The following is a 26648-nucleotide window of genomic DNA, read 5'->3' on the forward strand; positions in this document are numbered from 1 at the left end:
CACTCATCAAACAGTCGCTTATAGGGAGGGCTTGTCGGTGACTCCTCGTAGCGGCAAACATTGTCCTCACGAAAATCACTGTCCCGTGGGGCATCTCAATCAAGGGATCAACTGCAATACGCTCACTGAATATCCGCTAGCACCACCTGATTGCGGCCCCGCGCCTTAGCGCTGTAAAGCGCCTGATCGGCGTGCCTGAGCAGGTCGTCCGCCGCCCCTTCCTTGGTAATGCCCATGACCGCTAGACCTATGCTCACGGTGACTACGCCGAACGGCGACATCGCATGAGGCAATGCCATTGTTTCTATCGCCCGACAAACCATTTGCGCATGCTCCATCGCCTTGTCGAAACTGGCGATCGTGGTAATGAGCACAAACTCCTCGCCGCCGTAGCGTGCCGCTAAATCCCCCACTCGCTGGACATGAGCCTTAAGCGCCTGGGCGACACTTCGCAGGCAATCATCACCAGCCTGGTGCCCGTAATGATCATTGTATTTCTTGAAGTAGTCGACATCGATCAGCATGAGCGAAAAAACGGTACTCGCCTGCAAGCCGCGCCGCCATTCGCTGACCAGCGTTTCATCGAAATGCCGACGATTGGCGATACCGGTCAAGCCATCGATAGTGCTCAGTTTGTACAATTGTTGATTGGCTTTTTCCAGTTCGGCGGTACGGTCCTTCACCTTGAGCTCCAAATGGTCATGCGCGTCCTGAACCCGCTCAGCCATTTTAGTAAAGGCGCGAGCCAGTTCACCGATCTCATCGCAGGACTGAGTCGGCAGCTGCTGAGGCGGCAAGCGCTCTTTGCCCACACCGAGCAGTCGCGTGGCCTGGATCAGTCGAAACAGCGGAGCGGCTACCTGCTTTTGCAGAATGGAACGCAGGATGAATATCTCCACCAGCAGGGTCAGCAAGCCAAGTACAACCACAATGAGCAGGTTATCGAAGATTGCCGGGATCATGAGTTTGCGCGGGTAGTGGACAGCGAGCACCCAGGGCGTATCGGGAATGAGGCCCATCGCGACGATGTCCTCATGTGTCTGGATTATCCGCGCCTGACCGGGCGCCAGCGCGGGAGCGGCTTCGAGCAACGGATAATATTGAGTCATCTTGAGGGACCGGATGGACGCATTGCCCGCGCTGCTTTTGACCTGCTCCATGACTGCAGGATGATAGATCAGCGTGCCCTCCCCATCGGCGATGAACAGTGTGCTGTACGCCCCCTGCATGGCGGGCTTGGCCGTGCGTTTCATCAACTCATCGAGCAGCACATCGACACACGCCAGGATGTGGTGCTTGCCGGACGCATCGGCCACATCGGGCGTGGCGATGGTCGTCATCCAGGCATTGTTGGAAAAATCCCAATACATGCGGGTGAACAGCGTGTCGCTTGCGGGCGTACCGAAGCCACGCTCATAAAATTCATAGGTTTCGAGTTTGAGGGCATCCGGTCCCGAGTAGCCGAACACCTTGGCGATATCGGCGTCCTGATAGACAGGAAAACCTTTTTCAGGCACCACGCCGTAGAAATTGAACAGCCGCCCCTTGGTGCTGGAACCGTACTTGTGGGACAACAGATAGGACAGGGTGAATCGCGCCCGGATATCGTCGTTGGGCGCAATGTCGGGAGCGTAGGTCGCCGACATCCCCGCAAAACGGCGTCCGTCGGCCAGCGGCTGGCCTTCAAACAACTGTGGACGCTGCGTGTAAGAGCCGTCCTCGTGGCGGTAGAAAATCTGCTGAAAGTTGTGTACCAGCGTCGCCTGCATGCCAGGACGGGCCAGGGTCTCCTTGAACTCCTTGAGAAAGTTCTGCTGCAGATCCTTGATTTCCTGAAACGGTAAGGACTCACGTTGCAAGGATTGCTCGGTGGACAAAAGTAACTGGCCGGTCACTTCCCTCTCGATCGAGGTGGAGTTGACGTAGTAAGAGATAGCCCCCGCGCTCAGCGATACCAGGCCAATGCGTAATATGGCAAGACGCAAGGCGCGCGTAGTGAGCGAATGCTTATGGGATACGACTTTGGGGTTTTCTCGCACCATCTATCGATCTCCTTTGCCGCCATCTCCCGATCACGACGTCTTGATCCGCATGAAATCCTGACCAGTCACTGCATTTGCGCATAGGGCGATAGGGGTTCGACTGGCAAACTCAGGTTGCCTTGCCAAGGGTCGAAGGTGTAACGCAAGTAGAGCAGTGCACGGCTCGGCGCATAGTCTTCGCTGTGTTGCCAGGCCAATCCACCGCCCAGCACGAGGTGCTCCGAAAGACGGCGCTCAACCAGACCTCGCAGGCGCACGTTGGCACCGCTGGTGGTGCCTGCGCCCTTAACCTCGCTCACATCCTCGGCAGAGAAACCGGCCTGTTCGATACTGCTCAGCCATTTCCCCCCCCCGCCTTCCAGCGGGTAAAGTTCGCTGGCCTTGGTTGTTGCATACGCCCAGCCGAGCGAGCCTTCCAGTCGAACCGACCAGTCAGCGTTGCGCCAGGCGTAATCGAGCGGCACACCCATCGAGTAATACTTCTGCGGGCTGTAGTAGCCGCCCTGCCCCAAGGTGAACTCGCTCAGGTCCTTGTCATAGCTCCAATAAATCAGCATCAGGCCAGTGCTCAGACGCTCGTCGGCCCGTTCGATCAGGTTGTAGTAGTAGCCGCCCATCGCCGAACGACGGCTGTTGTCAGCGACGTTCTCACCCCGCAGCCAATGCGCGCCAAGGCTGGCCCATACGCCATCCACTGCGCTGGTGGCATGGCTCAGATCGAGGCGCAGACCATTGGCAGTGACGCCGCCCCAGCGGACGCCGCTGACGGAATCGACAGCCCCGGCACGGGACAGCAGTGAATCGTTCACGGGGCGCCGAGAGGCCATCAGTTTCCAGCCCAGGGAATTCCAATCACTGGCGAAGCTGACCCCGCCCAACCAGTTCGAGACGGGAAAGCCTTCAGCAGAATGACCGATATCCAGCGCCCAACGCTCATCTCGCCAACCGATTGCCAATGTGTTACCGCGGGCACGTTGGGTGTCGCTCTGGCAACCGTCGGACAGCACTGCGCCGGTTGCACGATTGCGCAGGCGGATCGCGCAGGTTCCGAATCTTTCGCGATGCAGGCCGTCGGCATCGGTATGAAAGCGGCCGGCATCGAGGTCGACGTTTTCGGCCTGGACGAAGCCCTTGCCTTCAGTGATCGGCATGTCGAGCCGCAGGATTGAGGTCTGGGCCAGCAAGTCGGAGATACCCGGTGTGGTGTTGTCGGAGCGCCAGGCGATGTCGTGGTAGAGATGCAGGGTCGGATTCTGCTGCTGGTACAAGGCATTGACCTCTTTGCGCAGGCTGCGCGACATTCCGCCGTCGGTATCCTGCTCACGGCTGGCCAAGGTCAGTGCGCGATCGTCCCGGGGACTGGCCTGGGCGGGGGTCAACAGGCCGGTCGCCGCCATCGCTTGGGCGTACTGATCCAACGCCAATTGAGGTTGCTGCTTGGCCATCAACTTGGCGCCGTCGCGCAACGCATTGGCCTGCGCCAGCAACAGGCGACTTTGCAATTGCTCGGCCAGGTCACGCATGGGCTGACTCCAGGCCGGTCGCGCAATCCACGCCAACGTGTCCAAAGCCTCGCTGTCGCGACCATTGGCACTCAGATACAACGCCTGGGCGTAATGCGCCTCGGGATTGTCTGCTTGATGCTGCATCAGTTGGCGGAAGGTGTCATCCGCCGCGCGGGCCTGTCCAAGCGCCTGCTGGGCCTTGGCCAAATGAAAGGCCAACCAGGGATCGTCCGCATCAAGTGTCCAGGCCTTCAACAGCAGGCTGTTGACCTTTGCCCAATCGGACCGTTGCGTGGCGGCATCGGCCTGGGTCTTCAAGCGCGCAAGCGCCAGACTCTGGCGCAACGCCTGGAATTCACGCTGCTCGCCAGGCGTCAGCGTATCGAGAAAGGCTTCAAGTTTGTGCGGCAATTGTGCCTGGTACAGACGGACCAGTGCCTGTAACGCCCTGGTATCGCTTGGCCTGATTCTGCGGGCCTGCTCGTACGCCTTGCCGGCCTTGGCCAGGTCCTTGCGCCGCAGAGCCTGGTCACCCTCGCGCAACAATACCGAGTAGTGGTCGACGGTTTTCGGCGCTTGCTGCCGACGCTTGGCCGCCGCCTGCCTGGCCGGATCGGCCAAGCGCTGCTGCTGAAGCTGCAACTGTCCAGCCGCCTTGCCCTTGAGAGGTGAATTCGGGTAATGGGCGAGAAAGTCCTGCCAGCCCCGTACGCTGTTCTGACTGATCGGCAGACGGTTCAGGTAGTTGTATTGCTGCTCGGCGGCGTCGTTGCTCGCCAGCGGATCACTCGCCAACCGATGCAGTATCGCCAGGCCCTCGGCGTCTTTTTTCTGCGCCAGAAGCAGGTTCGCGAGCACCAGCCGCAGTCCGATGTTGCCCGGATACTGACGGTCCAACACCCGCAGTTGCTCGATGGCCGTTGCCTGCTGCCCGGCCATGCCGCTGCGTACCCGCCAGTAGTCCAGTGCGCTGGCAAGATCCGGTGGAGCATCGCCAAACAATTGCCGGTATACCCTGACGGCCTCTTGCGCTTTCCCCGCCGTTGCCAATTCACGCGCCTGATGCAAGCCCTTCTGCCCATCTGCGCTTTGCAGCGTCAACAGGTTCTGGGCCTGGCGCAATTCCGGGGAGCCCGACGCCTGGCGCTGCAATCGTTCCAGTAATAGCTGGGCCTGCGCCTGATCATGTTGCAGCAGTGCCTGCCGGATCCCGGCGACCAGCACTTGGGGCTCGTCGGGGGCGATCAGGTTCAGGCGCGCCAACGCGTCACGGACCAGGTCTTCGCGGTAAAGCGCTTCGCCGACACGCATCTGTTCCAGAAACCGCTGTTGCTGATCAATTGGGTCGGTGGCCTGGCCCAGCGCGGGCCCACACAGACATCCCAACAGCAACGCCCACCCCGTTACTTTTTGCATGCGCCCGCCCAATTCGGTATCAGACGTCCGTTCTTGTCAAAACGATATCGCCGCTCATCCCAGCCTTGGCCGAATAAGATCAGGGATTGGTTGTAATAAGCATCGGGCGCGGGCGGTTCCCGACGCAGGCGTTCACGTTGCCCCATCAACGCCTCAGCGCCGCCGGGCACACTGGCCAGCATGGGCAGCAGCGCCGCGGAAAACCCCACGGGACCTTTGCCGGTATCAGCACCGGTTCGGGTGTCGAGTATTTCCGGCACGCCCCCCAGACGAGTGGTCAACGCCAGCATGGGTTGGAAGTGGCCGAGCAGTTCACGCCTTCCGGGCGCATCCTCGGCCAGCATGCCGAGCCATAGATAGACTCTGATCGCGTCGTAGCTGCCCTTGGCACCTGTGACACTATCGGCTGCCCAGCCCTGCCCATTTCGCCACTGTAACCAGTCGGGGGCCAGCCCCATGGGCGAGCCCTCCATCAGCAGATGCTGGGAATTGTCTGCGAGCTCGCGCCAGATCAACGCGACCTGGGCAAAACGCGCCAGCAATTGCGGAGGCAGGTAGCTGGGATTCAGGCGCCAACTGTCGATGCCATCAAAACCCTGCCCTCCCGGGAGCAGCATCAGGCCCAGCCCTGGCAGTTTGCGCAAACTCTGCGTCGCGCTCAGCCAGAGCATATTGAGCCCGAGCTTTTCATAGGCGGGTTGGCGCCATAGCCGACCTGCTTCCAACAGGCTGTAGGCGATCCATAGGTCGGCATCGCTGGCATTGTTGGCGTCGAGTACTTTCCAGCGCCCTTCCTTGTCTCGGCCCCATTGCCAAGCCGGCAACTGACGGGACAGATCACCCCCGGCCAGATTGTCCTGGGTCCAGCGCAACAACCGGGCAAAGCTTGCCCGGTCATTGGCCAGCAGCGCGAAGAACAGGCCATAGCTCTGCCCTTCCGACGTCGTGATCCGTTGCTCGGTGGACGGATCGACGACCCGTCCGTCAGGGTTCACCAGCGCCTGCCTGTAACGCTCCCAGGCCGGCCAGCCGCACTGGGCCGCGCTCGCCGGGCCAATGACACTCAGGGTCAACAGCAGCGCCAGGAAAGCTTTCACCCGTATCACTCCTGGCTCATCAGCCGCCGCCGAGCGACCCAACTGAGCGAGCGCCACAACACAAAAGCGATTAGTAGCACGATCAGTACCACCGTCATTGCCAGCAACACCGGGTGCGCGGAGAGCTGGAACCAGAGCAGCAACCACCAGGGCAGATGACCGACGAAGTACTGCTCGCCGACCTGTCTGCTCTCTACGCCGCTACTGCGCAGCAGCGCTACTGAACCCGCCACGGAATCCATCTTCGCGCCGTCGGCGAGGGTATCTCGCAGCAGTTGGTAATCGGCGTCATCGTTGGCAAGCAGCGCGACAATGCTGCGCTGTTCATGGAACGGCGACTTGAGACCGACGAATGCAGCAATCGGCGCTTGGGCCGAGACCTCGACCCGATGGGCTGCCTGGTCCCTGATATCGTTGAGCTGCCCGGCACGCGCTGAAGAACCATTCAGCGTCTGGCTGGACGGCTCCAACAACCAATCGTGGAACTGGTTGAGCATCAGGTTCGTATTCGCGAACTCACCAATACCCGCTCCCAACCCTCCCAACACCAACAGGTCGGCGTCCGTCCGAGCCGCGACGCTCCAGTCCGCGGACAGTTCCAGACCCAGCGCCGGCGCCCCCGAACGCGCGCTGATCGCTGCCAGGGCTTCGAGCAATGTGCTGATCTGCACGGCATTGCCTTGTATCGGTACCACGACCAGCGTTTCTGACAGATCGGCCATCCGGCTGAATGGGAAGCCGCTGCGGGCAAAAGCCTTCAGATCCGGCATGGCGATGAAGTGGTGATAGCCGGACAAATCGATCGTCGAGGCTTCGTCAACCGCCGCCTGATTACTCAGCGGCAGCATCGTCTGGCAATGATCGCGCTGGGCGCTGCCGATAGTGCTGGCAAAGTTGAAGTCGAAACGCAGGTTATTGCGTTCGCCGATTTGCAACGCGGGCACAAACACCTTCTCGGTGGGATTGGCTGGGTCATTGGGCAGCACCGCCAGCCTCAGCCCTTGCAGCTTCGAGCTGTCGCTGCTTGGCAGCGGCAAGCTGCTGATGAACTGATTATTGAGATTGATGTTCAGCCGTGACTCATCGTTGACCACACTGGGGGTATAGCGATAATTGAGCTTCAACGGGATCCCCTGGCTGCGCCAGACAAACAGATCCGGCGGCAGGTTGAGATCGACGCTGATCGGCGCCGGTCGCAGGCCACTCACCTGCAACTGCCCGGGATAGCTGATCAACTCGGCGAATCGAACCGGACGATCGGTGCGAATCCAGTTGGGCGCATCGTAGGGTTGCCGCGGTTGCAGTTGCTGCACCTTGTCCACCGTCACCCGCGAACCGCGCAACAAATCCCCGCCCAGCGCCAGCGCACGAGCCGCGACGAGCAGATCCTGATCATCACGACCGAGTACCAGCAGCACCTTGCTGTGAGGTGCCTGCGGGTTGTCGATAATTTGCAACACCGGTGCTTCAACCTTTGGAAACTGCTTCAGGTCAGCCAGGAACGACGGACGGCGGTCATTGGTGGCAAATACAATCGCAGGCGTGGCCGCAGCACCGGCACCGGGCAGACGGTCGAGCAATACCGGAAAACGCATGCCACGCCAACCGGCCTTACTGCCGAAATAAGACGCCAGGACGCCCGCAGCGCGTTGTTCGCCCAATGTGGGCGAAGCCGCGAAAACCATGTTCAGACTGGGTTTGTCCTGACCCCGCGCATCGAAGAACGGCAACGGAAAATAGGCCAGGTCGCTCTTCAGCGACAACGCCTGCTCATGCAGTTCGATCTCACTGCGGCGGCTGATACTGACCCATAAGGTGCTATTGGCCGGATCTTCGCAAACGTCGGTGTAGTGGCCGACAAACTCCAGGCGCACCCGGTTGAAGTCGATGATCAAGCGCGGGTCGAGCTCCACCTGGCGGACTGTCTTGCGCCCCAGCTGATCCTTCTCGATGGGCAGAACGCTCACGAGCACATCATTGAGATAGACCCGCAAATGTGACAGCACCGGCAATAACGCAGGGGACGGTGTGTACTCCAACCGCAGCCTGGCATCGCTGGCGATGCGGTCGCGGCGCAAGGAGAATTCGATCTGCTCGCTGTCGTGAATACCCAGCAACAGGTTATCGGCGGCGTGGCCAAACTGCCCGAAGTTGTAGGTATTGCTCCAGCTTGGGACCGGGTCTAGCGGCGGCGTTGCGAGGCCTTGAGCCTGGGTGCCGTCAAGGGTCAGGAGCGCCAGGCCGGCAACCAGGGATTTACTGAAATAGCGAATCATGATGGGCTCACAGACCGAGAAGAGGACGAAAAAAATGAGGACGGCATCCGCGGCAGGTAACTCAACAGCCAGCCCACCAGCTGCAATGGCGGTCCCGCCACACGGCGGAACCACAAAGGCAGGTATTGATAGAGTTGGAAGTAACCCTTAGCGCCAAGTTTGAAAATATCGATCAGGCTGTGCAGAGGCCTGTCCGGGACATAGTTCTCCCCCCAATTCAACCAGGCATCGGCGCGGGCAAAGGTGCACTGCACAAAATCGATTTTCTGTGGGGTCGACAGGTGGGCGAAGTTGATACCGACGAATTGCTTGTGGCTACGGCTGACCAGACCGGGAAACAGGAATTCGCGCGAGTCACGCTGCATCAACAATGAAACGTGCCCGCCGACCGGAAGCGACAACGGCACATCGATCTGTACGCCGACACCGCCATCGGAATAGTCGAGCAGCATGCCTGGGTAAGAATGGCCGCCGTCCAGGCGCACCGCCACCGGCAACCGGGTCTGCACTCGATGCGTCTGGCGCACCTGCCGAACTTCGGCCGCCACCGCTACCGCCGCACCGAGGATCAGCAGGTTGTAAATCACCCACAGAGAGCTCACCACCACTGTGCCAACCTCATTGGCTGGCCCCGTGGACAAACGCCAGCAGGCAAAACCCAGCCCCAGGATATTCAGACCCGCGAGGATCAGGTAAGGCCGGGCAATTTTCCAGTCGAACCGGTCATGCTCCATCAGGCCGCCCTTGGAAGTGACGTTGAAGGTGCCTTTGTTCGGGCTGAACAACGCCACCGTGGTGGGCCGGGCGATGTACCAGGCCAGGACGGTCTCGTAAACCTCGCCCCAAAAGGTCTGCCGGTAGCGGCCCTGCATGCGCGAGTTGGTCAGGCTGGCGTGAATCATCGGCGGCAAAACGTACAACAGGATCATCAACGCCGGGGCATAGATGATGTAGGCATGCAGCAACAGGAACGCCAAGGGGGCGCTCAGGAACACCAGCCGCGGCAAACCGGCGAGAAAGTGCATCATCGCGTTCGCGTAGCAGATCCGTTGGAACACCGTCAGGCCCTTGCCCAGCAACGGGTTGTCGGTACGAAAAATCTGCGCCATGCCCCGGGCCCAGCGAATGCGCTGGCCGATATGGGCTGACAGGCTTTCCGTGGCCAGGCCGGCCGCCTGGGGGATGCGTACATAGGCCGAGTTCCACCCTGCGCGATGCAGGCGCAAGGCGGTATGGGCATCCTCGGTCACCGTCTCCACCGCGAACCCACCAATCTCATCCAGCGCCGAACGACGCAGCACCGCGCAGGAACCGCAGAAGAACGCGGCGTTCCACATATCGTTACCATCCTGGATCAACCCATAGAACAGTTCACCTTCGTTCGGCCTGTTGCGAAACACCGAGAGGTTGCGTTCAAAAGGATCCGCAGACAGGAAATGATGGGGCGTCTGGACCAGCGCCAGTTTCGGATCGCGCAGAAACCAGCCCACCGTCAGCTGCAGGAACGAGCGAACCGGCATATGGTCGCAATCGAATAGCGCGACCAGTTCGCCTCCTATTCGGCCCAAGGCGTGGTTGAGGTTGCCAGCCTTGGCATGGCGATTGTCCGGACGAATGATATAGCCGACCCCGACTTCGGCGGCGAACTGCCGGAAGCTCTCACGCTTGCCATCGTCCAGCAGATAAATCCGCAGTTTTTCCTCCGGCCAGTCGATGCCCAAGGCGGCATAAACCGTACCGCGCACCACCGAAAGATCCTCGTTGTAGGTTGGAATCAGCAAGTCGACGGTCGGCCAGTGCCGGGTATCGGCCGGCAACTGCGCTGGTTCGCGGTTCAGTGGCCAGCAGGTCTGGATATAACCAAAGATCAGCACGATCCAGGAGTAAGTTTCTGCCGCCAGCAATGCCAAGCCACAGGCCAGGTCCAGGGGCTGGTCCCAATTCAGCGTCGAGGTGTAGCGCCACCACAGGTAACGACAGGAAACGATGGCGGACAACACCACCATTAACAGGGTCGAAAAACGTCCGGGAATACCGCGCACCAGCATGGTCAGGCCCCAGAGCAAGACCGCGAAGACCAATTGCTCCAGATAACCGAACGGCTCGGTGATGCACAACAGCGTCAGGAGAACCAATTGGGTGAACAGCAAACCGCCAAGCAACCATTGACGGTGCCGCTCCAGGCCTTTCCACCAGTGGACCCCCTGATTGACCCGTGAGTGGTCACTGATACGCTTGCTCTGTCGTTCAAGCGAATAACTCAGCCGACTCCACAATGCCCGATTGAAAGTGGCGGCGCGCGACCACCAGATCGCAGAGTTTGAGCGGTGCTCAGGAGCGACCGGTCGTATCAGTAGCAACCAGATGCTTTGCAGCACGTAACGCAACGGGTCACCGAGGCTCGGCGTCTTGTCGACTAACTGTGGATACCATTGCTGCCGCTGATCCAGCAACTGTCGCCAAGCGGCTGACTCCAGGCGTAAGACCGACCAGGCCAAGGCGCTCGACACGCCCAGTAGCAGCGCGACCAGCGGCTGGCATCCGTACTCATTGCGCAAATGCCGGTAGGGGAACCAACGGGCGATCATGCCACCACTCCCTCTCGGGCTTGACACCATATTGCGAGGCTGAGCACGTCCTGGGCCACCAGGCTGCCCGGCGCATAACGGCCCACGGGCTGTTTGCAGGCCAGCGCTTCGCGCATCGCTTCGTCACTGTGCACGGTCAGCGACAGCAGCCGCACATCGTAGTGTTGACGCCAGATCAACATCAGATCGCGTTGGACCTGGCTCGCCGGGTCAAAACGATTGAGCAACAGATAGTCCGCCATCTCCTCCTGTTGTTGCAGAAGCACGTGACAGGCTGCATCGGCTTCGAGCACCTGAATCTGCAGCTGGCAGAACGCAGCGCTGTCCTGCCTGGGCAGGCGTTGTGGCAAATCGAACAGTATCCAATCGAAGTGCTCGGCCAGAGCGCTTGTGCGCCGGGCCCAGAGTCCGGACTGGAGGCGCAACGCATGCTCCAAGCGCGCCTGATCGTCCCTGGTGAGTCGACCATAAGGCAGCAGACTCAGGTTCGGCGCAACACTCCAGGACTGAGCCTTCCAGTCGTGACCATCGAGCAAGGCCCGCGCCCAACCGCCCTTTTCCGTGACGGCCAGGTTGAAATGCAGGCGCAGCAAGTTGTCCGGGCACATGTCCACCAGCAGCACGCGCTGTTCAAGGGTGTGCAGGGCGTAACCAAGCGCCGCCAGTAACGAAGTGGTGCCAGCGCCGCCACGTAGTCCGTACAACCCCAGAGAGATCACGTGGTCACCTGCGGTTCGCCGTGGCGCGCCAGCGAGACCCGCGCCTCAGGTGCCCGTTGCGCCTGCTCGAACTCGGCGAGCAGGGGCCAGCGCTGCAAAGCACGCCGCAACTCTTTTTGGAGCGAGACGTCGACGTATTTCAGGGCGGGTAATTGCAACTCGGCCTTCAATCGAGCGATATCATCGGTCCGCTCTTTGCGCGACAGCAACCTGGCACTCATTTGGACATCGGCCGGTAAGGAAGCCATGCGTCTTTCTCCTTTATCCGTACATAAGGCGTGGAGGCGTAGTCCAGCACAGTGCTGCCTTCGCTCTCGGACACCATTGAGGTTTGTGCCAACCCCGCCAGCACAGGTTGCCAGTCCGGCTGCTGCCCCTCGGCCTGGGGTGGCGCGGTATACAGGCGTTCGATGATTTGCGCCAAGGCCAAGTAGCTGCTCGGCTCGCTGATTTGCAAAGGCGTTGAGCGTGAATTACGCCCCATGCCGATCAACTTGATGCCGACCGGCACCTGGGTAATTGACGGGCTGGGTATTTCCCGCATGCCGGGGAACTGCATGCGGTCGCCGCGCAGGGCCGCGCCGTGATCCGAAACCAGCACCACGATCACGCGACGGCCGCTAAGCTGCAGTTGTTCGATAAAAACGCCCAAGTCGTCGAGCAGGGCGAGGGCCCGTGGTTTGTAGTCGGCGCGCCGGAGGCTGCCATCGACCGTCACGACCCGATTACCCTCATGCAAGGTCAAGCTGTTGTAGAACAACGCCACGCGCGGCTCGGACTGCTCCTGACGGTGGTTCCACCAGGCGCCCAGTACCTCACTATCGCGCCACACCGGTGAGCCGTCCGGCCCTGAGAATATCGGTCGCAAATGGCTGACATCACTCTCCGGGCCTGGCAGCGCCCCCAGGGTTTGCACAGCATTGAGAAAGCCCTCGAACTGTCCTGTATGGTTGAGCAGGGTTTCGCCGACGAAACCCTGCCTACCCAGCTCATCGAACAGTAGGCAAGACTCAGCGGCGGGGGCATACAACTGTTGGCGAGGCGCTTGGCCGCATCCGGCACGCAACAGCCGAAGCGTGGCGGGTACCCGATCGGAAGCGGCCGAGTTGAAGTGGTCAAACAGTACATCCATTTGCCGCAACAATGGGTGGTCGCGCAAACCAATGAAATCCAGATCGTCCCAGGCTATGGAATCGATGTTAATCAGCAACAGATCAAAGGGTTGAGCAGCAGAAGTCGAAGGCTCGAATGCCACCCGTCGGTCAGCCTCCGCGCCGTAGAACTGCTGCAAGTAACTGTCGACGGCCGCGTTTGCAGGGAGGACCGTATCCCGCGGCGCGGCAGGGCTCGACTCATGGTTTGGGTACAGCGTCAGCAGGTTGATACAGCTCAACCAGGCCAGGCCAGCCAAGGTCAGCGTGGTCATGCGCAGCCAAGGCTGGACAAACAGATACGCCCCCACCAACACCAGCAGCCAGCCACAGAGGTTCCAGTCGACCACGCTTTCGGCCAAAGCCAAGAGGTATCCAGAGGAAAGATCCGCCACCGAAGGCCAATCCATCCAATGACTCAACGGCGGCAGCCAGGTGTCTCGGTAAAGCAGCGCCACCGCCACCAGCACGGCGATCAACCGACGCACGATTGCGGCGAAACGGTTGCTCAACGGCATCAGCAAAAAAGCCGCGAACAGCAGATTGGGTAGCACCTGAATGTTCAGATAGCCGCCCCACTGTAATGCGAACTTGAGTATGAAATACAGGTTCCAGTAACCCAGGCCGGGCCGGGCTCGCGTCGAGCTTGCAAGGTTCAGCGGCTCGAACTTACTCATGAGGCGCACTCGGGGGCAGGTGCGGCGAAGTGCTCCGAGGCATACGGTGAGGCTTCAAGTAACGGGGCGGCAAGAGGCCCTGAAGCCAGGCTCGCCCCTGGCGCCAAAAACCACGCAGCAGCAGGAACAACGCCAGTGTCAGCAAGCTGCTTGAAGCAATGACCTGAAGTAATTCGTAATAGCTCATTCGCAGTAGTCCGTGATCGCCAAAGTGGTTCGTCGCGGCATATGGGCACTCGTTTCGACTTGTGCCCGCGTCGCCGTCTCGGTTCGATCCGGGGCCAGGCGCAACGTATCCGGCAGGCTCGTTGCTTCACGCAATGCAGCACGCGGCAAGTTGTCCAGCTCGACAAGGGGCTGGCAATCACTAAACAGATTGCGCCACGACAAGCGACAGATATTGCTCAGCGCCGCCTCGAGGCCATCGCTACGGCAAGCGAACAGAAAAAGGTAGAACACACCATCCACCACACTGGCGATATCGCCGAATCGACGTAGACTGACCTGGTGCAGGCACTGTTCGATTGTTAACGTGGTGCGCGGCTGCAACCGCAGCAGTTGGTGCTCGACTTCGCCAGAAGCGCCGCCATAAATCTGCTCCAGCTCCGACAGGAACTCCCTGGGAGCCAACAGGCCGCGCGTCGTCGGGGCCCGCAGGCGTTTAAGAAGCGACTCAAGGTCAGCGCTCGACTGCCTGCGGCGCCAGACTTGGTCCTGCACACTGTCGACCAAGCTGAAGAACCGGGACAACGCGTTGCCAAAGGGCACGATGATGTTCACCCCACAGGCCATCAATAGGCGCTCGTCGCGATAGCGCAGGCAGGGCTCCATTTCCCGCACGATGATTTTCAGCGCCGTACCGCAACGCTCGCGCAACGCATACAGCTCGCGCGCCAACGCTTCCACCTGCTGGTCACTGTCGATCGCCACCATCACACTTGCGGCGCGTGCCAGGGTGGCTTGTTGCAGCAGGTCGACACGTCTCTCGAACACACGCCACTGCTCGGATAGCCCGGCAGCGTCTTCCAGCACAACGCGCTGGGCAAGATAGATGCGCTGATCATTGGTGCGTGTCGGTGCAGGACTGTCCTGTTCGCTCCAGACCTGGCCAAAGCCCGAGGCCTGCAGGTCGAGTTCGAACTCCCGTGCGCCGCAAACGCCTTGTTCGTTGTGCCAGAAGTGAGATTGATAGCGTATGCCGCCATCACGCCGGTACAACTGCGCCAACCCGGACAGATACTCATTGAGGCGAACCAACTCGGCATGCAGTTGAGGAGCCTGTCCATAGCACAGCACCAGGAGCGTGCAACGCTGTTCGCGCAACCAGCGCCTAAGTCCGCTGCACCACTGCTGCAATTGCGCCGCGTCGAAAGCCTGCCAGGCAGTAGCCGGCAGCATCAAAAGCAGCAGACTGCCCGGAGCCATTCCGGCACGCCTCAGTTCGGACGACAGCGACTTGAGCGCCAAGCGGAGAACCGACTCAGGCACTTCGAACAGGCACAATTCTCCAGGCCCGGATCGCTCGCTCATCGCGCCAATCAACTGCTCGGGATAATGACCACTCCACACCAGGCTGGCCCGCTGCTGTTCAGGTAATGCGATCAAGCCTTGCAGCGCGAGAGCTTCGACATCGCGGGTCTGATCGACGGCTACCCAGTACAGTCCTCCCTGACGCATCAACAACTGCTCATCCGGAAGATTCCGGATAGCCAAGGAAACATGACTCAAACGTGCGCTCTCCCGTTCCAGTGCAATGAGTGAGTGACTCGTCTATCCCAAAAGCCAGGCATCACACCCAAGCATTCGGACGGATCAAAAAATCAACGACACAATCCCATCCCACACTCGACAACAGCGGTATCAAAATGATGGCGCATAATGCAGACGATAAGAGGCGACAGCTATCGGCAGATGCTGATTCAAAATAGGCGTATTGACTGTATTAGTAAGGTTCGCCCTACCCTCTTCCGGTCGTCAGAGCAGCCCCAGCTTCATTGCTTTCGGTGTCAATACAAACTCAAGCGCCTTTGATCACGCCCTTGAGCACCGCTTTGAAATGCTCGACCTGTTCCTCGCTGAATTGGCCGAATACCTTGTCCTGCTACTCCTTGGCAACCCGCATCGCCGCAGACATAAGTTTCCTCGCCATGCAGCAACTGATCGACCTGCGTCACGTCCGCCACATTGGCCGCCGTGCCCACCAGGCTATGGACTAAACCCGACTCGGCATCGACGCCGATGTGCGCTTTCATCCCGAAGAAATATTGATTTCCTTTCTTCGTCTGATGCATTTTGGGATCGCGTTTGCCGTCCTTGTTCTTGGTCGAACTCGGTGCATGAATGATCGTCGCATCGACCACCGTGCCTTTGCGCAGCATCAAACCACGATCCCCCAGATAGCCATTGATGACCTGCAAAATCCCGCCCGCCAACTCATGTTTTTCCAGCAAACGCCGGAAGTTGAGGATCGTCGTTTCATCGGGAATCCGATCCAGACTCAACCCCGCGAACTGGCGCAGAATCGTCGTTTCATACAGTGATTCTTCCATCGCCGGATCGCTGTAACCGAACCAGTTCTGTATCAGATGAACCCGCAACATAGCCATCAACGGATACGCCGGACGGCCACCTTCGCCCTTCGGATAGTGTGGCTCGATCAAGGTAATCAGGCCCTTCCAGGGCACCACCTGATCCATCTCGATCAGTAAGCGCTCGCGGCGGGTCTGCTTACGTTTGCCGGCGTACTCGGCATCGGCGAAGGACATCTATTGCATCGGGGCTCAACCGTTCGATTCGCGTGAGAAGGGGTATTTCACCAGAGGTGGGAGTCTTTTTCAGAGTGGGGCCAGCTACTGCCACCTGGGGAGAGTTGTCCGATGTTGGAGGTTATTCAGTGGCGGAAAGGGCAAGGGCAATAACCGCTCAAGATTTGCACGGTCTTGAGCATTGATCGAATACAGGCCAGCGGCCCGACCGACGTCAGAATGATTAACGTCGGGCGGCCGCAGGCCAGACTGAAGCGGCTGTTAAACCTTGAAACGCGCAACCAAGCGATTCAGCTCAGTCGCCAGATTGGCCATCTCACCGCATGCACTGGCGGTCTGGCTGGCGCCCGCCGAGCTCTGGATGGACAGCTCGCGAATGCTGGCCAGGTTCTGGTCGGCCTCACGGGCCACTTGGGCCTGCTCTTCAGAGGCGGTGGCGATCAGCAGATTGCGCTCGTTGATCTGGGTAATGGCCTGAGCAATCTGCTTGAGCGAAACATCCGCATTCTGCGCCACTGAGATCGAGTTGTTGGCCATCTCCGTACTGATGTTCATCGCGCTCACCGCTTGGGTCGAGTCCGCCTGAATCGCCGTGATCATCTGCTCGATTTCCTGGGTCGACTGCTGGGTTCGGTGGGCCAGTGCCCGTACTTCATCGGCCACCACCGCGAACCCGCGTCCTTGTTCGCCGGCGCGCGCGGCTTCGATAGCCGCGTTCAGTGCCAGCAGGTTGGTTTGCTCGGCAATGGCCCGAATCACTTCAACCACTTTGCTGATGTCCTGCGCCCTGCCGGACAAGGCCTTGACCTGCTCACCGGTGCTGGACACGTTGCCGGCCAGGCCTTCGATGGCTTTCAAGGTCTGCGCCACGTTCTCGATACCGGAGCGGGTGAACTCCATGGACTCGCGGGAAGATTGCGCGGCGGCTTCGGCATTGCGTGCGACCTCGTCCACTGCTGCGCTCATTTCAGTCACCGCCGTGGCCGCCTGATTGACCTCGTCGTTCTGCCGCACCAGCCCGCGACTGGCGTCTTCCGTCACCGCCATCATTTCTTCCGAGGCCGAAGCCAATTGGGTAGAGGAGTCGGCGATGTGGGCGATGGTTTCCCGCAAATTCGCCTGCATCTTCGACAGTGCTGCCAACAGGCGACCGGCTTCATCGCGGCCAGTGGCCCCAATGTCCCTGGACAAGTCACTGCCGGCGATGCGTTCAGCCACTGCCAGAGCATCACTGATCGGCGAAGTGATGCTGCGGGTCAGCACGGTGGCCAGCACGACGGTGAGCAGCACGGTAACCGCCAGCAGGGCAATCACTAGCGTCACGCCACTGCCGTAGACAGACGAGACATTGATCCCCGCACGCTTGGCCCCCTCGTCGTTGAAGTCCGAGAGTTTGTCCATCTTCTCCTGCAGGGAGTCGGCCATAGGGGGGATGCGGGTATTGATCAAAGGGATTACAGCGGCATTATCACCGCTTCGCAGCAGCGACACCAACTCATCCAGCAGTTTGAAGTACTCCTGCGCATCGGTTGCGACCGCCTGGTACAGCTCCCGCTCCGCCGGCCCCGAGATCAAAGGAACGTAATTGGTGAGGGTGCTCTGGAGAGCGTTTCGATAGCCACTTAAGGCAGCGATTTGGGTTTGCCGTTTCTGCTCATCGGTTGTCAAAGTAATGCGGATACTTTCCAAACGCAGCCGCAAGGTACCCGCCTTCATCTTACCGATCTCACGAACACCCGCCATCCAATTGTTTTCTACATCTTGTTCGGACTCTCGGAGCTTGCCCATTTGCAGCACAGCGACAATGCCCAGTGCAAAAACCACCAGGATAATGAGTGAGAAAAATACCGCAGCCCTTGGAGCGAGGTTCATTGTCCTGACGTTCATTTTTTACTCTCTTAATAAAAACTATCGGTACTTCGTAGCTGTCATTCCACGCTGTCGACTGAACGTCATAGAACTATAGCCATTCATCACGCCCAGAATCGCTGCCGCCAGCTCGTGCTTTTCCAGCAGGCGACCGAAGTTGAGGATCGTGGTTTCGTCGGGAACGCGCTCCAGGCTCAGCCCAGCAAACTGGTGCAGAATAGTAGTCTCGTACAGTGCCTCTTCCATCGTTGGATCGCTGCAGCCGAACCAGTTTTGCATCAGATGGACACTTAGCATCGCCATCAGTGGATAGGCCGGACGACCACCATCACCCCTCGGGTAGCGCCGTTCGATCAATGTAATCAAACTCTTCCACGGCACCACCCGCTCCCTCTCGATCAGGAACTACTCTTTACGGGTCTGCTTGCGTTTACCAGCGTACTCGGCATCGGCCAAAGTCATTTGCTTCATCGGAAAGTTCTGCGGGTGGAGTCTGTGTCTTGCCAAAATCAGGAAGTCTTATTCAGAGTTTCCCTAGAGCAGCGTGAAACAGGACAGCCATCGCAACTACTGTTGGGGTTAGGGTTCTCAATGCGGACTCTCCATCCGATGACCAGGTCTACTAAGAGATGCCGTCAGCCTTGCGTTAAAAAAGAAAGCATATGCTATTAACTACGCATGATGCTGCTCACTCACTATGACAAGCCATCGGGCTATGCCGATTTATGGATAGGCCCATGAGAGGAGCCAGGTAAGCATTGCCCTATGACACCATACTGCATAAAGCGATGCTCTAACCGCCGGCAGGGTTAATGGATTATAAAATTAAAATGCACATCATTCCTCGCTAGGATGGCGAGGAATGATGTGCATTCGAAAGACACGACCCCGATGGGTAGGACGAAACTGCTCATCAACTCGGAACAACAGGGCACGAAGCAACCGTATCGATGAGCAACAATCGAGCAAGAAGGACTGAGGCGCACTTGGTCAGTAGCAAGCCACGCGCCTGGTGCTCCGTCTACGTGGAGCGGACTAGGCACGGTACTCGCTCGATCAAAAGCACAGCATTGCTTAATCTTTGAAATGTGTCAGTTGCTGCGTCAACTCCCCTGCCTGATTGCGTAGCTGAGCGGATTGCTCGACCAGACTCTGGATAGCTAAATCGTTCTGTTCAGAAATCCTGCTCACACCTTGAATGGCCACAGAAATTTGCTCACCCGTCGCGGCTTGGCTCTGGGTCTGACGGGCCACCTCGCTGATGCGCAACAGAATGTGCTGCGCGTGTTGACGAATCTGATCAACCCCAGCGACCGAGGCCTTCAACTGAGCCACTCCCTCCCTGACGGCGCTCCCCGCCTGCTGAACGTTGCTCACCGTGCTCTGCACATCTGATCCGATTGCACTAATCATTCCTCCAATTTCTCCGGTCGAGCGACTGGTGCGCTCGGCCAGTTGCCGAACTTCATCTGCGACTACCGCAAACCCCCTCCCTTGCTCACCCGCTCGTGCGGCCTCAATCGCGGCATTCAAGGCCAGCAAATTGGTCTGATCCGCAATGCTGCGAATGACCGCAATGATGCCGGCAATATCCTGAGATCGCCCCTCAAGAGCACCCACTGTCTCAGCGACAGCGTCCATGGTTTTATCGATGCGGGTAATGTCAGCGAGCGTTCTTGCCATGTCATCCGAGATATTGCTAGTTAACATCTCCGCACTGCGTGCCAGTTGTTCCACATCTTCAGCTTGCTGGGACATTTCGGTAACCGATTGCGCCAACGAAGTGATACCACTGGCCATTTCTTCCGTGGCTGTATGCTGCGACGTTGCCCGCTCCGCCACTGCTTTGGTTGTATCCCCTAACAAGGTGGACACTTGCAGCAGAATCGTACTGCTTTGACGAATAGAATCGACCAAGCTGCCCAAACGCTGAATAAACTGATTGAAGGCACCAGCCAGCTTGCCCGTTTCATCGCCGCTACGCTGTTCGAAGCGTAGGCCTAACTCCCCACTCCACCCCGAGATGCCAGCGGCAAGCCCGGATAGCGGGCGTACTTGCCAGGCGAGTAACTGCCAGAGGACGATGGCCAGCACCAGCAATCCTGCCAAACCAATGCCCATGCTCGTGTAAAGCATGTGGTTGATATCGGCCATAGCCTCCGCCAATGGATAGGCCACCATCAATGCCCAGGTATTAGGCGCATTACCTATGTGAACAGGGCGCAAAACATAAGCCCAGCCGTCACGTTGAAATACATAAGGGCGTCCAGCTTTGATAGCGTCTTTCGCTTCGCTCGGCAGATCATCTGCCGGCTTACTCAAACGTTTCACATCCGGATGACTCGCGTAAAGACCATCACTAGAAACAAGTGCCCCATAGCCTCCGAAAACGCGGACGTTCGCTAATTGCCGATTGATACCTTCAAGCGAAACATCGAGCCCAGCAACCCCTTGAGCCTTGCCGTCAATTAATAGAGGCAACACAAGCGACGCCATCATTACCTGTTTGCCGGTCTCAGTACTGTAGGTATAGGGTTCGGTCACCCAGGCCACCCGGGAACGAAGTGGGCGATAATAATACTGGTTGTCAGCGCTTTCAGGCATATAACCGACAAGAGGCTCGGAGGCTACCGTCCCTGAAATACGGTTCCAGTACACTATGTAACGACCAGTGGCGTCGTTGTTAGGCTGATTTATAAACTCACGATCCTTACCATCGTAAGCATTCGCCTCCCAATAGTGACCAAAGGCCAATATCTGTTGATTTGACTCGAATAGTTGACGCGTTAATGCATCGGCTGTCGCGCGATCCAGATGCTGTTGCTGCATCGCTTTGGCAAGACTGGCGACCGACTCAGCCACCGTCCATGCTACGCTCAATTCGACCTCTACCTCCTTGGCATTCGATTTCACAATCTCATCTATCAACGCGGTGTTTGCTTTTACCGATGAGCCATAAGCGATGTAGGCGAACGAACCAAGCAGAAGAGCCATGACTCCGATAGATCCAATCAGAGCGGTACAGAAAAGCTTGAAATGCAATGAACGTTTGCGCATGGAAACTCTAAAACGCCTTAAGTGAGTAGTAATCGACGTACGGCTCAAACCGGGAATAGGCCTAGAAGACGATTCATTTGGTCAGCCAGTTGCCATAAGCTCGCCAATGGAGTAGCCCAGCATCGAAAAAAAACAACATCAAAATGCTATCACTCTATAATGCAGAGCATGCGCAACGGCGGAACATCGGGATTTCGCTGTTTTTTTGGTAGGCATTTGGGTGGGGGTTGGTAGGCATTTGCTCACCCCCGAAATATGCATGACACCCTTTCCGAGACAGTACTTGTCGGTTGACTGTTCTCAGTGCCAAAATTCCGAAAGTCAAAGTCTGAACAGAAATATTAATCTCGGGACAACCGGACTGGAGCGAGTCGTGGTTACCAGAACGTGCTCTTGCCGAAAGTGGCTGAAATGGCCGCTCATTACGTGAGTGGTGCGCACGAGCTGTTAGCTGGTGTCATGAACGGCATGGCTGATGTTTTCAGAAGCGGCCCCAAACTCGAGGCTTTGTCTTGCCTGGCCGAGTCTGCCGAGCCTGATCAGCTCTGTTTTTGGAGTATCATGCGCACGCCTGACGCAGCTGCTTCGATGGCGCCTGCGATGTACCCCGGAAACTGTGGTGACCATTCACTACCAATTCCAATCAACCGCCCCGCCCAAGGGGAGGTATCGAAAGTTGGCTCCAAGCTGAATGAATATTGCCCGCCGTCGAGCAAATCTTGAGCAACAGAGGTGAGAGGATCCTGCGCCCAGTCTTTGAGGAATTCAGCCACAGGGTTACCCGCCTCTAGCCCGAAAAGCCGCACCAACTGAGCGCGACACATCGCCTGCAACTGCTCTTGAGGCATTACGTTGCGCGTCTGAGCCGGCATTCCTATAAAGCCAAACAATGCGGCATGCCCACCAGGCGACGAGGCATCATGAATCTCCACCATAGGCCCTACTGCGCTCCGTGCTTGTCCGGACAATCCGCTTTTGTTCCAGAATGCGGACTCGAATACGGCGAGGTATTTGGCGTGAGGAGCCATCCAGGTTGGGGTACTTCGCCATAGCTGTGCAACCGAAGGGGGTAATGCCGGTGAAAATTCTATGTTTCGGGTAAGCAGTCGCGGCGGAGCGGCTAGCAGCATGTGCTCAACCACCCATGATTCTTGACTGCCATTGCCACTCACACTCTCAATTTCCAAGTGCTGCTCGCAGGCACGAAGACAGCGTACTGCCTGCCCGGTGCGCACTTTGTCAGGATTTATGTTGGCAGCCAGCGCATCGACTAAAGCCGTCATGCCTCCAAGCAAACGCACTGAAGATGGCGAGGTGGCGTAGCCCTGTATGCGTACAGGCACCGCTCCGGCAACGCGTTCGATCACACTAACGCCCTGTACGGGCTGCACAAACCGCTCTAAACCGAGTTCAGCTACCAGACTGTCAAGCTGCGGCTGGAAATCAGGCCAAAACCAGGACGGCCCCAGATCAAAGCGCTCGATGGGATCTGATAGACCCGCGACTGTGCCATCAAGTGCGACAGATAGAACCCGTCCTCCGAGTCTCTCGCGGGCTTCGAGCAGTACATAATCAAAGATACCTTGGCGTTCGAGTAGATAAGCCGCGTAGAGCCCGCTGATGCCGCCGCCAATGATCGCGATACGAGCCTGGTTCACGGTAATGCCTCGCTTGAGAGACCGATCAGGCGTCCACGTCTGAAATAGATCGTGCACCCCTCTTTTGCGGCATACAGCTGCGGGTGTTCTCCCGATGGAAAACGCAGCCAGCTGCCAGGCTCATAATGCCGTCCGGCTTCGACCAAGCTTCCAGCCAAGACCAAAAGCTCGGAGTTCTCGATAGATGCATTGAATAACAGCGCGTCCGCAGGTAAGCGCACCAGGCAAACGGCCTCAGATTCACTGGCATGTAACGGGCAGACCTCGCGACCATTTTCTTGTAACCATGCATCTGGTCGCCGCGTGTCGATCCGTACCTTGGATCGCTCATCCGCAGACATTTGCCAGAGCTTCACAAAAATGACCGCGCCTTCAGGGCTCGAAGGCGCGTGACTGGAACCTGGAGGGTTGCGCAGATACCAGCCTGCGGAATAACTGTCATCATCGTCCACAAAAGTACCAGACAGGACGAGGATTTCCTCTCCACCGGGATGTTGATGAGGGGCAAAACTGGAACCGGCTGAGTAACGAACGATACTCGTCGCACGAGCTTTTTCGCCGCCGACTCGATCAAGCATGACTCGCTCAACACCCGGCTGTGGCGATGCAACCCAGTGGTAGTCATGAATAGCGACAGCGGCACGCTGGGTGAAGTCCGCATTAACGAGCAAGTCTGTTCTCCAAGAAATTAAATGCATTTGTTAGCGACGGCGATCACCGCCGCCGCGTCATTCGGATCTCAAGCAGCAGGCAGTTGAGCGTGTGCTTCCAAGACTCTTGCCGAATATACTAATGCAGCGCCCGCATTGAGCGCGATGGCAACACCTAGTGCTTCGGCAATCTCGCCTCGGGTTGCGCCATGCTCGACGGCCTTCTTGGTGTGGACGCTGATACACCCATCACAGCGGGTAGTCACCGCCACAGCCAAGGCAATCAATTCATGCGTCTTGGCATCCAGATGGCCTGTCTTGGCAGCTGCACCGTCCATCGTCGTCAAACCGCGCACAACATCGGGGCTTTGTTTGGCGTATTCGCCTACGCGATCGAGAAGAACGTCGCGATAGGCATTCCAGTCTTGCATCATTGCAGAGTCTCCAGCAGATTCAGTTGATAGCAATCAAGCATGCCTGCCTCAGTAGACATGCTTGGATTTACATTAGTTACGCCCGGCCATGACACCACCATCGACATCCCAGATTGCGCCAGTGACCCAGCTGGCCTTTTCGGACAACAGGAAGGCGACCACCTCCGCCACCTCCTCAGGAGTACCCACCCGTCCGATTGGGTGGAAGCTGTTGAAGCCCTGCAGCGCTGAATGAACCTCCGCTTTGGGGATGAAACCTTCGTAGATTGGGGTCTGCACCACCGCAGGCGATACGGCATTGACGCGGATATGCTCGGATGCAAGTTCCATCGCCAAGTGCTGAGTCAGCGAATGCAAGCCGGCTTTTGCCATCGAATAGGCAGATGACGGGGTGGCGGCGATTGCCTGCTTGCCCCACATGGAACCAATATTGACGATTGCGCCGGGACGCCCCTTGGCAACCAGGTTGGCAGCGACTTTTTGGGTGATGAAAAACGACGCCTTGTTCAGCTGCATGTACTGATCGTAGTCGGCGTCCTGATGCTCCAGAAAAGGCTTGGGGAAAAATACGCCCGCCGCGTTGACCAGAAGGTCGACATCAGCGTGATGCTGATCAATTTCCTGCAGCAGCGTCGCCAGGCTCTGCGCGTCGGTCAGATTTGCAGTCAGCGCGCTTACCTGGCCGAATGCTGCCAGCTCCTGACGAGCCTGCTCGGTTTTCTCTGCTCGGCTGCCCACGATGACAACGCTACCGCCTTGCTGTAATACCAATCGCGCGGTTTCCAGGCCCATTCCACTGGTGCCGCCGACGACCAATAATTTCTTTCCGGTGAATTGACTGTTCATTTAAATACTCCAGATAGTGAGTGAGGCTATTCGGGAAACCGAGAACCGATCATCAGCAGCCTTTAAAATTCGGCCCCTAACCATCCCAGCCCATAATGTGCTGCTAAGGTATGAGCGAATTATTGGCCTCTATCGATGGCGGTACAAACGAGATAAAGTGTCAATACGATAAAGAAAAGGTTTACCGCCATGGCAACGCCCGTCCATCTCAATGCACTGAGGGCTTTTGAAGCTAGTGCCCGGCACCAAAGCTTTTCTGCTGCTGCTGAAGAGTTGAATGTCACCCCGGCAGCCGTTGGGCAGTTAGTGCGCACTCTTGAGCAGTGGTTAGGCACGCCCTTGTTTCATCGAGGTTCCAGTGGCAAGACGCGGTTGGTCGCTACGGAGGCCGCTGAGCGTGCGCTTCCTGACATTCGGGCCGGTTTCGAGCGGCTTACACTGGGAATAGAGCGCATGAGGGAGAGCTCACACAGCGGGGTTCTGACTGTCACGGTCAGTCCCGCCTTTGCCGCAAAATGGTTATTACCGCGTATTGAACGCTTCCAAACCGCTTGGCCAGATACTGATGTCCGACTTGATACCCAACTCAAGGCAGTAGACTTCCTGACTCAGAGAGTTGACATCGGGGTGCGCTACGGTTCCGGTCAATGGCCTGGCCTGATCGCAGAAAAACTTATGGAAGAGGACATCTACCCTGTTTGCTCACCTCTACTGAAAAACACCCCAGATTGTTTGCAGACGCTGACTGAACTGGCAAATGAAACGCTGATTCATGACCTGTCGATGGATGGGCACGCCGGATTCACAACTTGGGCTACCTGGTTGAAAACAGTTGGGGTGAAAGACGTATCGACGCAGCGGGGGATGAAGATCAACAACTCTGCAGCGGTGCTTCAAGCGGCAATAGATGGACAAGGGGTCGCGCTGGCGCGCAGCGTCATGGCCCGAGATGATTTGGCTGCTGGCAGGTTGATCCGCTTGTTTCCGGACATTCCGTTTGTCTCTCCATTGGCTTACTACGTTGTCTATCGCTCGGAATGTGTAAGCCTGCCGAGATTAAAAGCTTTTCGAGACTGGTTGTTTGAGGAGGCTCGCACCTAATTAAAGGGTCGCTGGATCACATTTGGTGCTGCGCCATATAGTATTCGGGCGCATTTAGACACTTTGTCCCCTTAGCGCTATCAACATTGGAGTGATGTGGCACGACGTCGCGTGGATGCACGGCACGATACAGTTAGGAATCCTAGTCGGGATAACCGCAGGGCTTCAGGAAGGTCGACAATATGCACCCCGGGCAACCCGTCTAGCGTTATTGAGCTGGCTGCCACTTATGCGGCAGCAACTGATTGATTTTTCGCACGATCGCCGAATAGGAAGACGCGTAAGAGCATCCCTTCAGATAGGCATACGGATCATGGCCATATCAACCGCGCAGATTGGATAAAACTCATGATCCCAACTGCCCCGCTTGCTGCTGCGAAGTGACTCGGTGAAAAACCAGTTCGAGCGTCCAAGCGCCCACGCGCCTTATCGGATTCTCGACCTGATTATTGTCGATGGGCACAGCCCCGTCGTTCAGGTGGCGCGTTAGCGTTACCCAGTGTTTAGCCTGGATCAGTGTTATGCATTGGCAGCCGGCCCATTTTCCATGCGTGGAAACTGCGGTGGCCGCGGCGCACGCTTGGGCCTCTGACGTGGCTTAGCTGGTGCATATGGCGGATTGACCGCTTTCAACTCGGCTTCGATGGCCGCGATATCAGCGTCGAGCAGGTCGTCGAGTAAGTTGCCTTGGTCAGGGCTTAACTTATTAGCACTTCGTTGGTTGCCTACTCGAAGTGGAGCGAGGTTTTTAGGTCTTGCGTCAAGACTTGCGTCGACTTGTTGAGTACCGTAACGGT

At 58.0% G+C, this 26648-nt stretch carries 17 protein-coding genes and 6 pseudogenes; 1 reads left to right on the forward strand and 22 read right to left on the reverse strand.

Going from position 1 to position 26648, the window contains the following annotated elements; genetic code table 11:
• Positions 1-122: 122 nt before the first annotated feature.
• The 20 genes and pseudogenes from ACSFE6_RS01415 to ACSFE6_RS01510 all read right to left on the reverse strand — a co-directional run bounded on the left by ACSFE6_RS01415 (position 123) and on the right by ACSFE6_RS01510 (position 24750).
• A complete protein-coding gene (locus ACSFE6_RS01415) occupies positions 123-2042 on the reverse strand; it encodes a diguanylate cyclase domain-containing protein (RefSeq protein WP_435425951.1) in 1920 nt (639 codons plus the stop codon).
• 65 nt (positions 2043-2107) lie between these two features.
• Positions 2108-4963, reverse strand: a complete 2856-nt coding sequence (locus tag ACSFE6_RS01420) for a cellulose synthase subunit BcsC-related outer membrane protein (protein WP_435425952.1) — start codon at positions 4961-4963, stop codon at positions 2108-2110.
• Positions 4951-6060, reverse strand: a complete 1110-nt coding sequence (bcsZ, locus tag ACSFE6_RS01425; RefSeq protein WP_435425953.1) for a cellulose synthase complex periplasmic endoglucanase BcsZ — start codon at positions 6058-6060, stop codon at positions 4951-4953. Before bcsZ ends, ACSFE6_RS01420 begins: the two co-directional genes overlap by 13 nt.
• 5 nt (positions 6061-6065) lie before the next feature.
• Complete coding sequence (bcsB, locus tag ACSFE6_RS01430) at positions 6066-8336, reverse strand: cellulose biosynthesis cyclic di-GMP-binding regulatory protein BcsB (protein WP_435425954.1); 2271 nt, start codon at positions 8334-8336, stop codon at positions 6066-6068.
• Positions 8333-10924 carry a UDP-forming cellulose synthase catalytic subunit gene (gene bcsA / locus ACSFE6_RS01435; RefSeq protein WP_435425955.1) on the reverse strand — a complete coding sequence of 864 codons (2592 nt, stop codon included), beginning with the start codon at positions 10922-10924 and terminating at the stop codon, positions 8333-8335. Before bcsA ends, bcsB begins: the two co-directional genes overlap by 4 nt.
• Positions 10921-11643 (reverse strand): cellulose biosynthesis protein BcsQ, encoded by a 723-nt coding sequence (bcsQ, locus tag ACSFE6_RS01440; protein ID WP_435425956.1) that lies wholly within the window; start codon positions 11641-11643, stop codon positions 10921-10923. Before bcsQ ends, bcsA begins: the two co-directional genes overlap by 4 nt.
• On the reverse strand, positions 11640-11891 hold the full coding sequence (gene bcsR, locus ACSFE6_RS01445; RefSeq protein WP_435425957.1) for a cellulose biosynthesis protein BcsR: 252 nt from the start codon (positions 11889-11891) through the stop codon (positions 11640-11642). Before bcsR ends, bcsQ begins: the two co-directional genes overlap by 4 nt.
• A complete protein-coding gene (gene bcsG, locus ACSFE6_RS01450; RefSeq protein ID WP_435425958.1) occupies positions 11861-13471 on the reverse strand; it encodes a cellulose biosynthesis protein BcsG in 1611 nt (536 codons plus the stop codon). Before bcsG ends, bcsR begins: the two co-directional genes overlap by 31 nt.
• Complete coding sequence (bcsF, locus tag ACSFE6_RS01455) at positions 13464-13658, reverse strand: cellulose biosynthesis protein BcsF (RefSeq protein WP_435425959.1); 195 nt, start codon at positions 13656-13658, stop codon at positions 13464-13466. The genes bcsG and bcsF overlap by 8 nt, the downstream gene beginning before the upstream one ends.
• Positions 13655-15199: a BcsE family c-di-GMP-binding protein gene (locus ACSFE6_RS01460; RefSeq protein ID WP_435425960.1), complete on the reverse strand. Its 1545-nt coding sequence runs from the start codon at positions 15197-15199 to the stop codon at positions 13655-13657. The genes bcsF and ACSFE6_RS01460 overlap by 4 nt, the downstream gene beginning before the upstream one ends.
• A 373-nt stretch (positions 15200-15572) precedes the next feature.
• Positions 15573-16236, reverse strand: a pseudogene (locus ACSFE6_RS01465) (IS5 family transposase); the annotation flags it as partial.
• A gap of 261 nt (positions 16237-16497) precedes the next feature.
• Positions 16498-17361 (reverse strand): methyl-accepting chemotaxis protein, encoded by an 864-nt coding sequence (locus ACSFE6_RS01470; RefSeq protein WP_435426024.1) that lies wholly within the window; start codon positions 17359-17361, stop codon positions 16498-16500.
• Positions 17353-18123, reverse strand: a pseudogene (locus tag ACSFE6_RS01475) (MCP four helix bundle domain-containing protein); the annotation flags it as partial. The gene ACSFE6_RS01470 and the pseudogene ACSFE6_RS01475, both read right to left, overlap by 9 nt.
• 75 nt (positions 18124-18198) lie before the next feature.
• Positions 18199-18507, reverse strand: a pseudogene (locus ACSFE6_RS01480) (transposase); the annotation flags it as partial.
• A 672-nt stretch (positions 18508-19179) separates the two neighbouring features.
• A complete protein-coding gene (locus ACSFE6_RS01485; RefSeq protein ID WP_435426025.1) occupies positions 19180-19905 on the reverse strand; it encodes a methyl-accepting chemotaxis protein in 726 nt (241 codons plus the stop codon).
• Positions 19906-20040: 135 nt separating this feature from the next.
• Positions 20041-21162, reverse strand: a pseudogene (locus tag ACSFE6_RS01490) (PDC sensor domain-containing protein); the annotation flags it as partial.
• A 539-nt stretch (positions 21163-21701) separates the two neighbouring features.
• A complete protein-coding gene (locus ACSFE6_RS01495; RefSeq protein WP_435425961.1) occupies positions 21702-22820 on the reverse strand; it encodes a flavin monoamine oxidase family protein in 1119 nt (372 codons plus the stop codon).
• A complete protein-coding gene (locus ACSFE6_RS01500) occupies positions 22817-23491 on the reverse strand; it encodes a cupin domain-containing protein (protein ID WP_260956192.1) in 675 nt (224 codons plus the stop codon). Before ACSFE6_RS01500 ends, ACSFE6_RS01495 begins: the two co-directional genes overlap by 4 nt.
• Before the next feature lie 68 nt (positions 23492-23559).
• The gene (locus ACSFE6_RS01505; RefSeq protein WP_260956394.1) at positions 23560-23901 is read right to left on the reverse strand and encodes a carboxymuconolactone decarboxylase family protein; all 342 of its coding nucleotides are present in this window, start codon (positions 23899-23901) and stop codon (positions 23560-23562) included.
• 75 nt (positions 23902-23976) lie between these two features.
• Positions 23977-24750, reverse strand: coding sequence for an SDR family NAD(P)-dependent oxidoreductase (locus ACSFE6_RS01510; RefSeq protein ID WP_435425962.1), 774 nt, complete (start codon positions 24748-24750; stop codon positions 23977-23979).
• 189 nt (positions 24751-24939) lie between these two features.
• Here ACSFE6_RS01510 and gcvA point away from each other — a divergent pair, with 189 nt between their 5' ends.
• Positions 24940-25851 carry a transcriptional regulator GcvA gene (gene gcvA / locus ACSFE6_RS01515; RefSeq protein ID WP_435425963.1) on the forward strand — a complete coding sequence of 304 codons (912 nt, stop codon included), beginning with the start codon at positions 24940-24942 and terminating at the stop codon, positions 25849-25851.
• Between the two features lie 208 nt (positions 25852-26059).
• On the opposite strand, the pseudogene ACSFE6_RS01520 reads toward gcvA, so the two are convergent.
• Positions 26060-26374: pseudogene (locus tag ACSFE6_RS01520) on the reverse strand (IS66 family transposase).
• A gap of 26 nt (positions 26375-26400) precedes the next feature.
• Positions 26401-26556, reverse strand: a pseudogene (locus ACSFE6_RS01525) (IS66 family transposase); the annotation flags it as partial.
• Positions 26557-26648: the final 92 nt, after the last annotated feature.

The sequence above is a fragment of the Pseudomonas baetica genome (genome assembly GCF_051216495.1).
GTDB lineage: Bacteria > Pseudomonadota > Gammaproteobacteria > Pseudomonadales > Pseudomonadaceae > Aquipseudomonas > Aquipseudomonas baetica_B.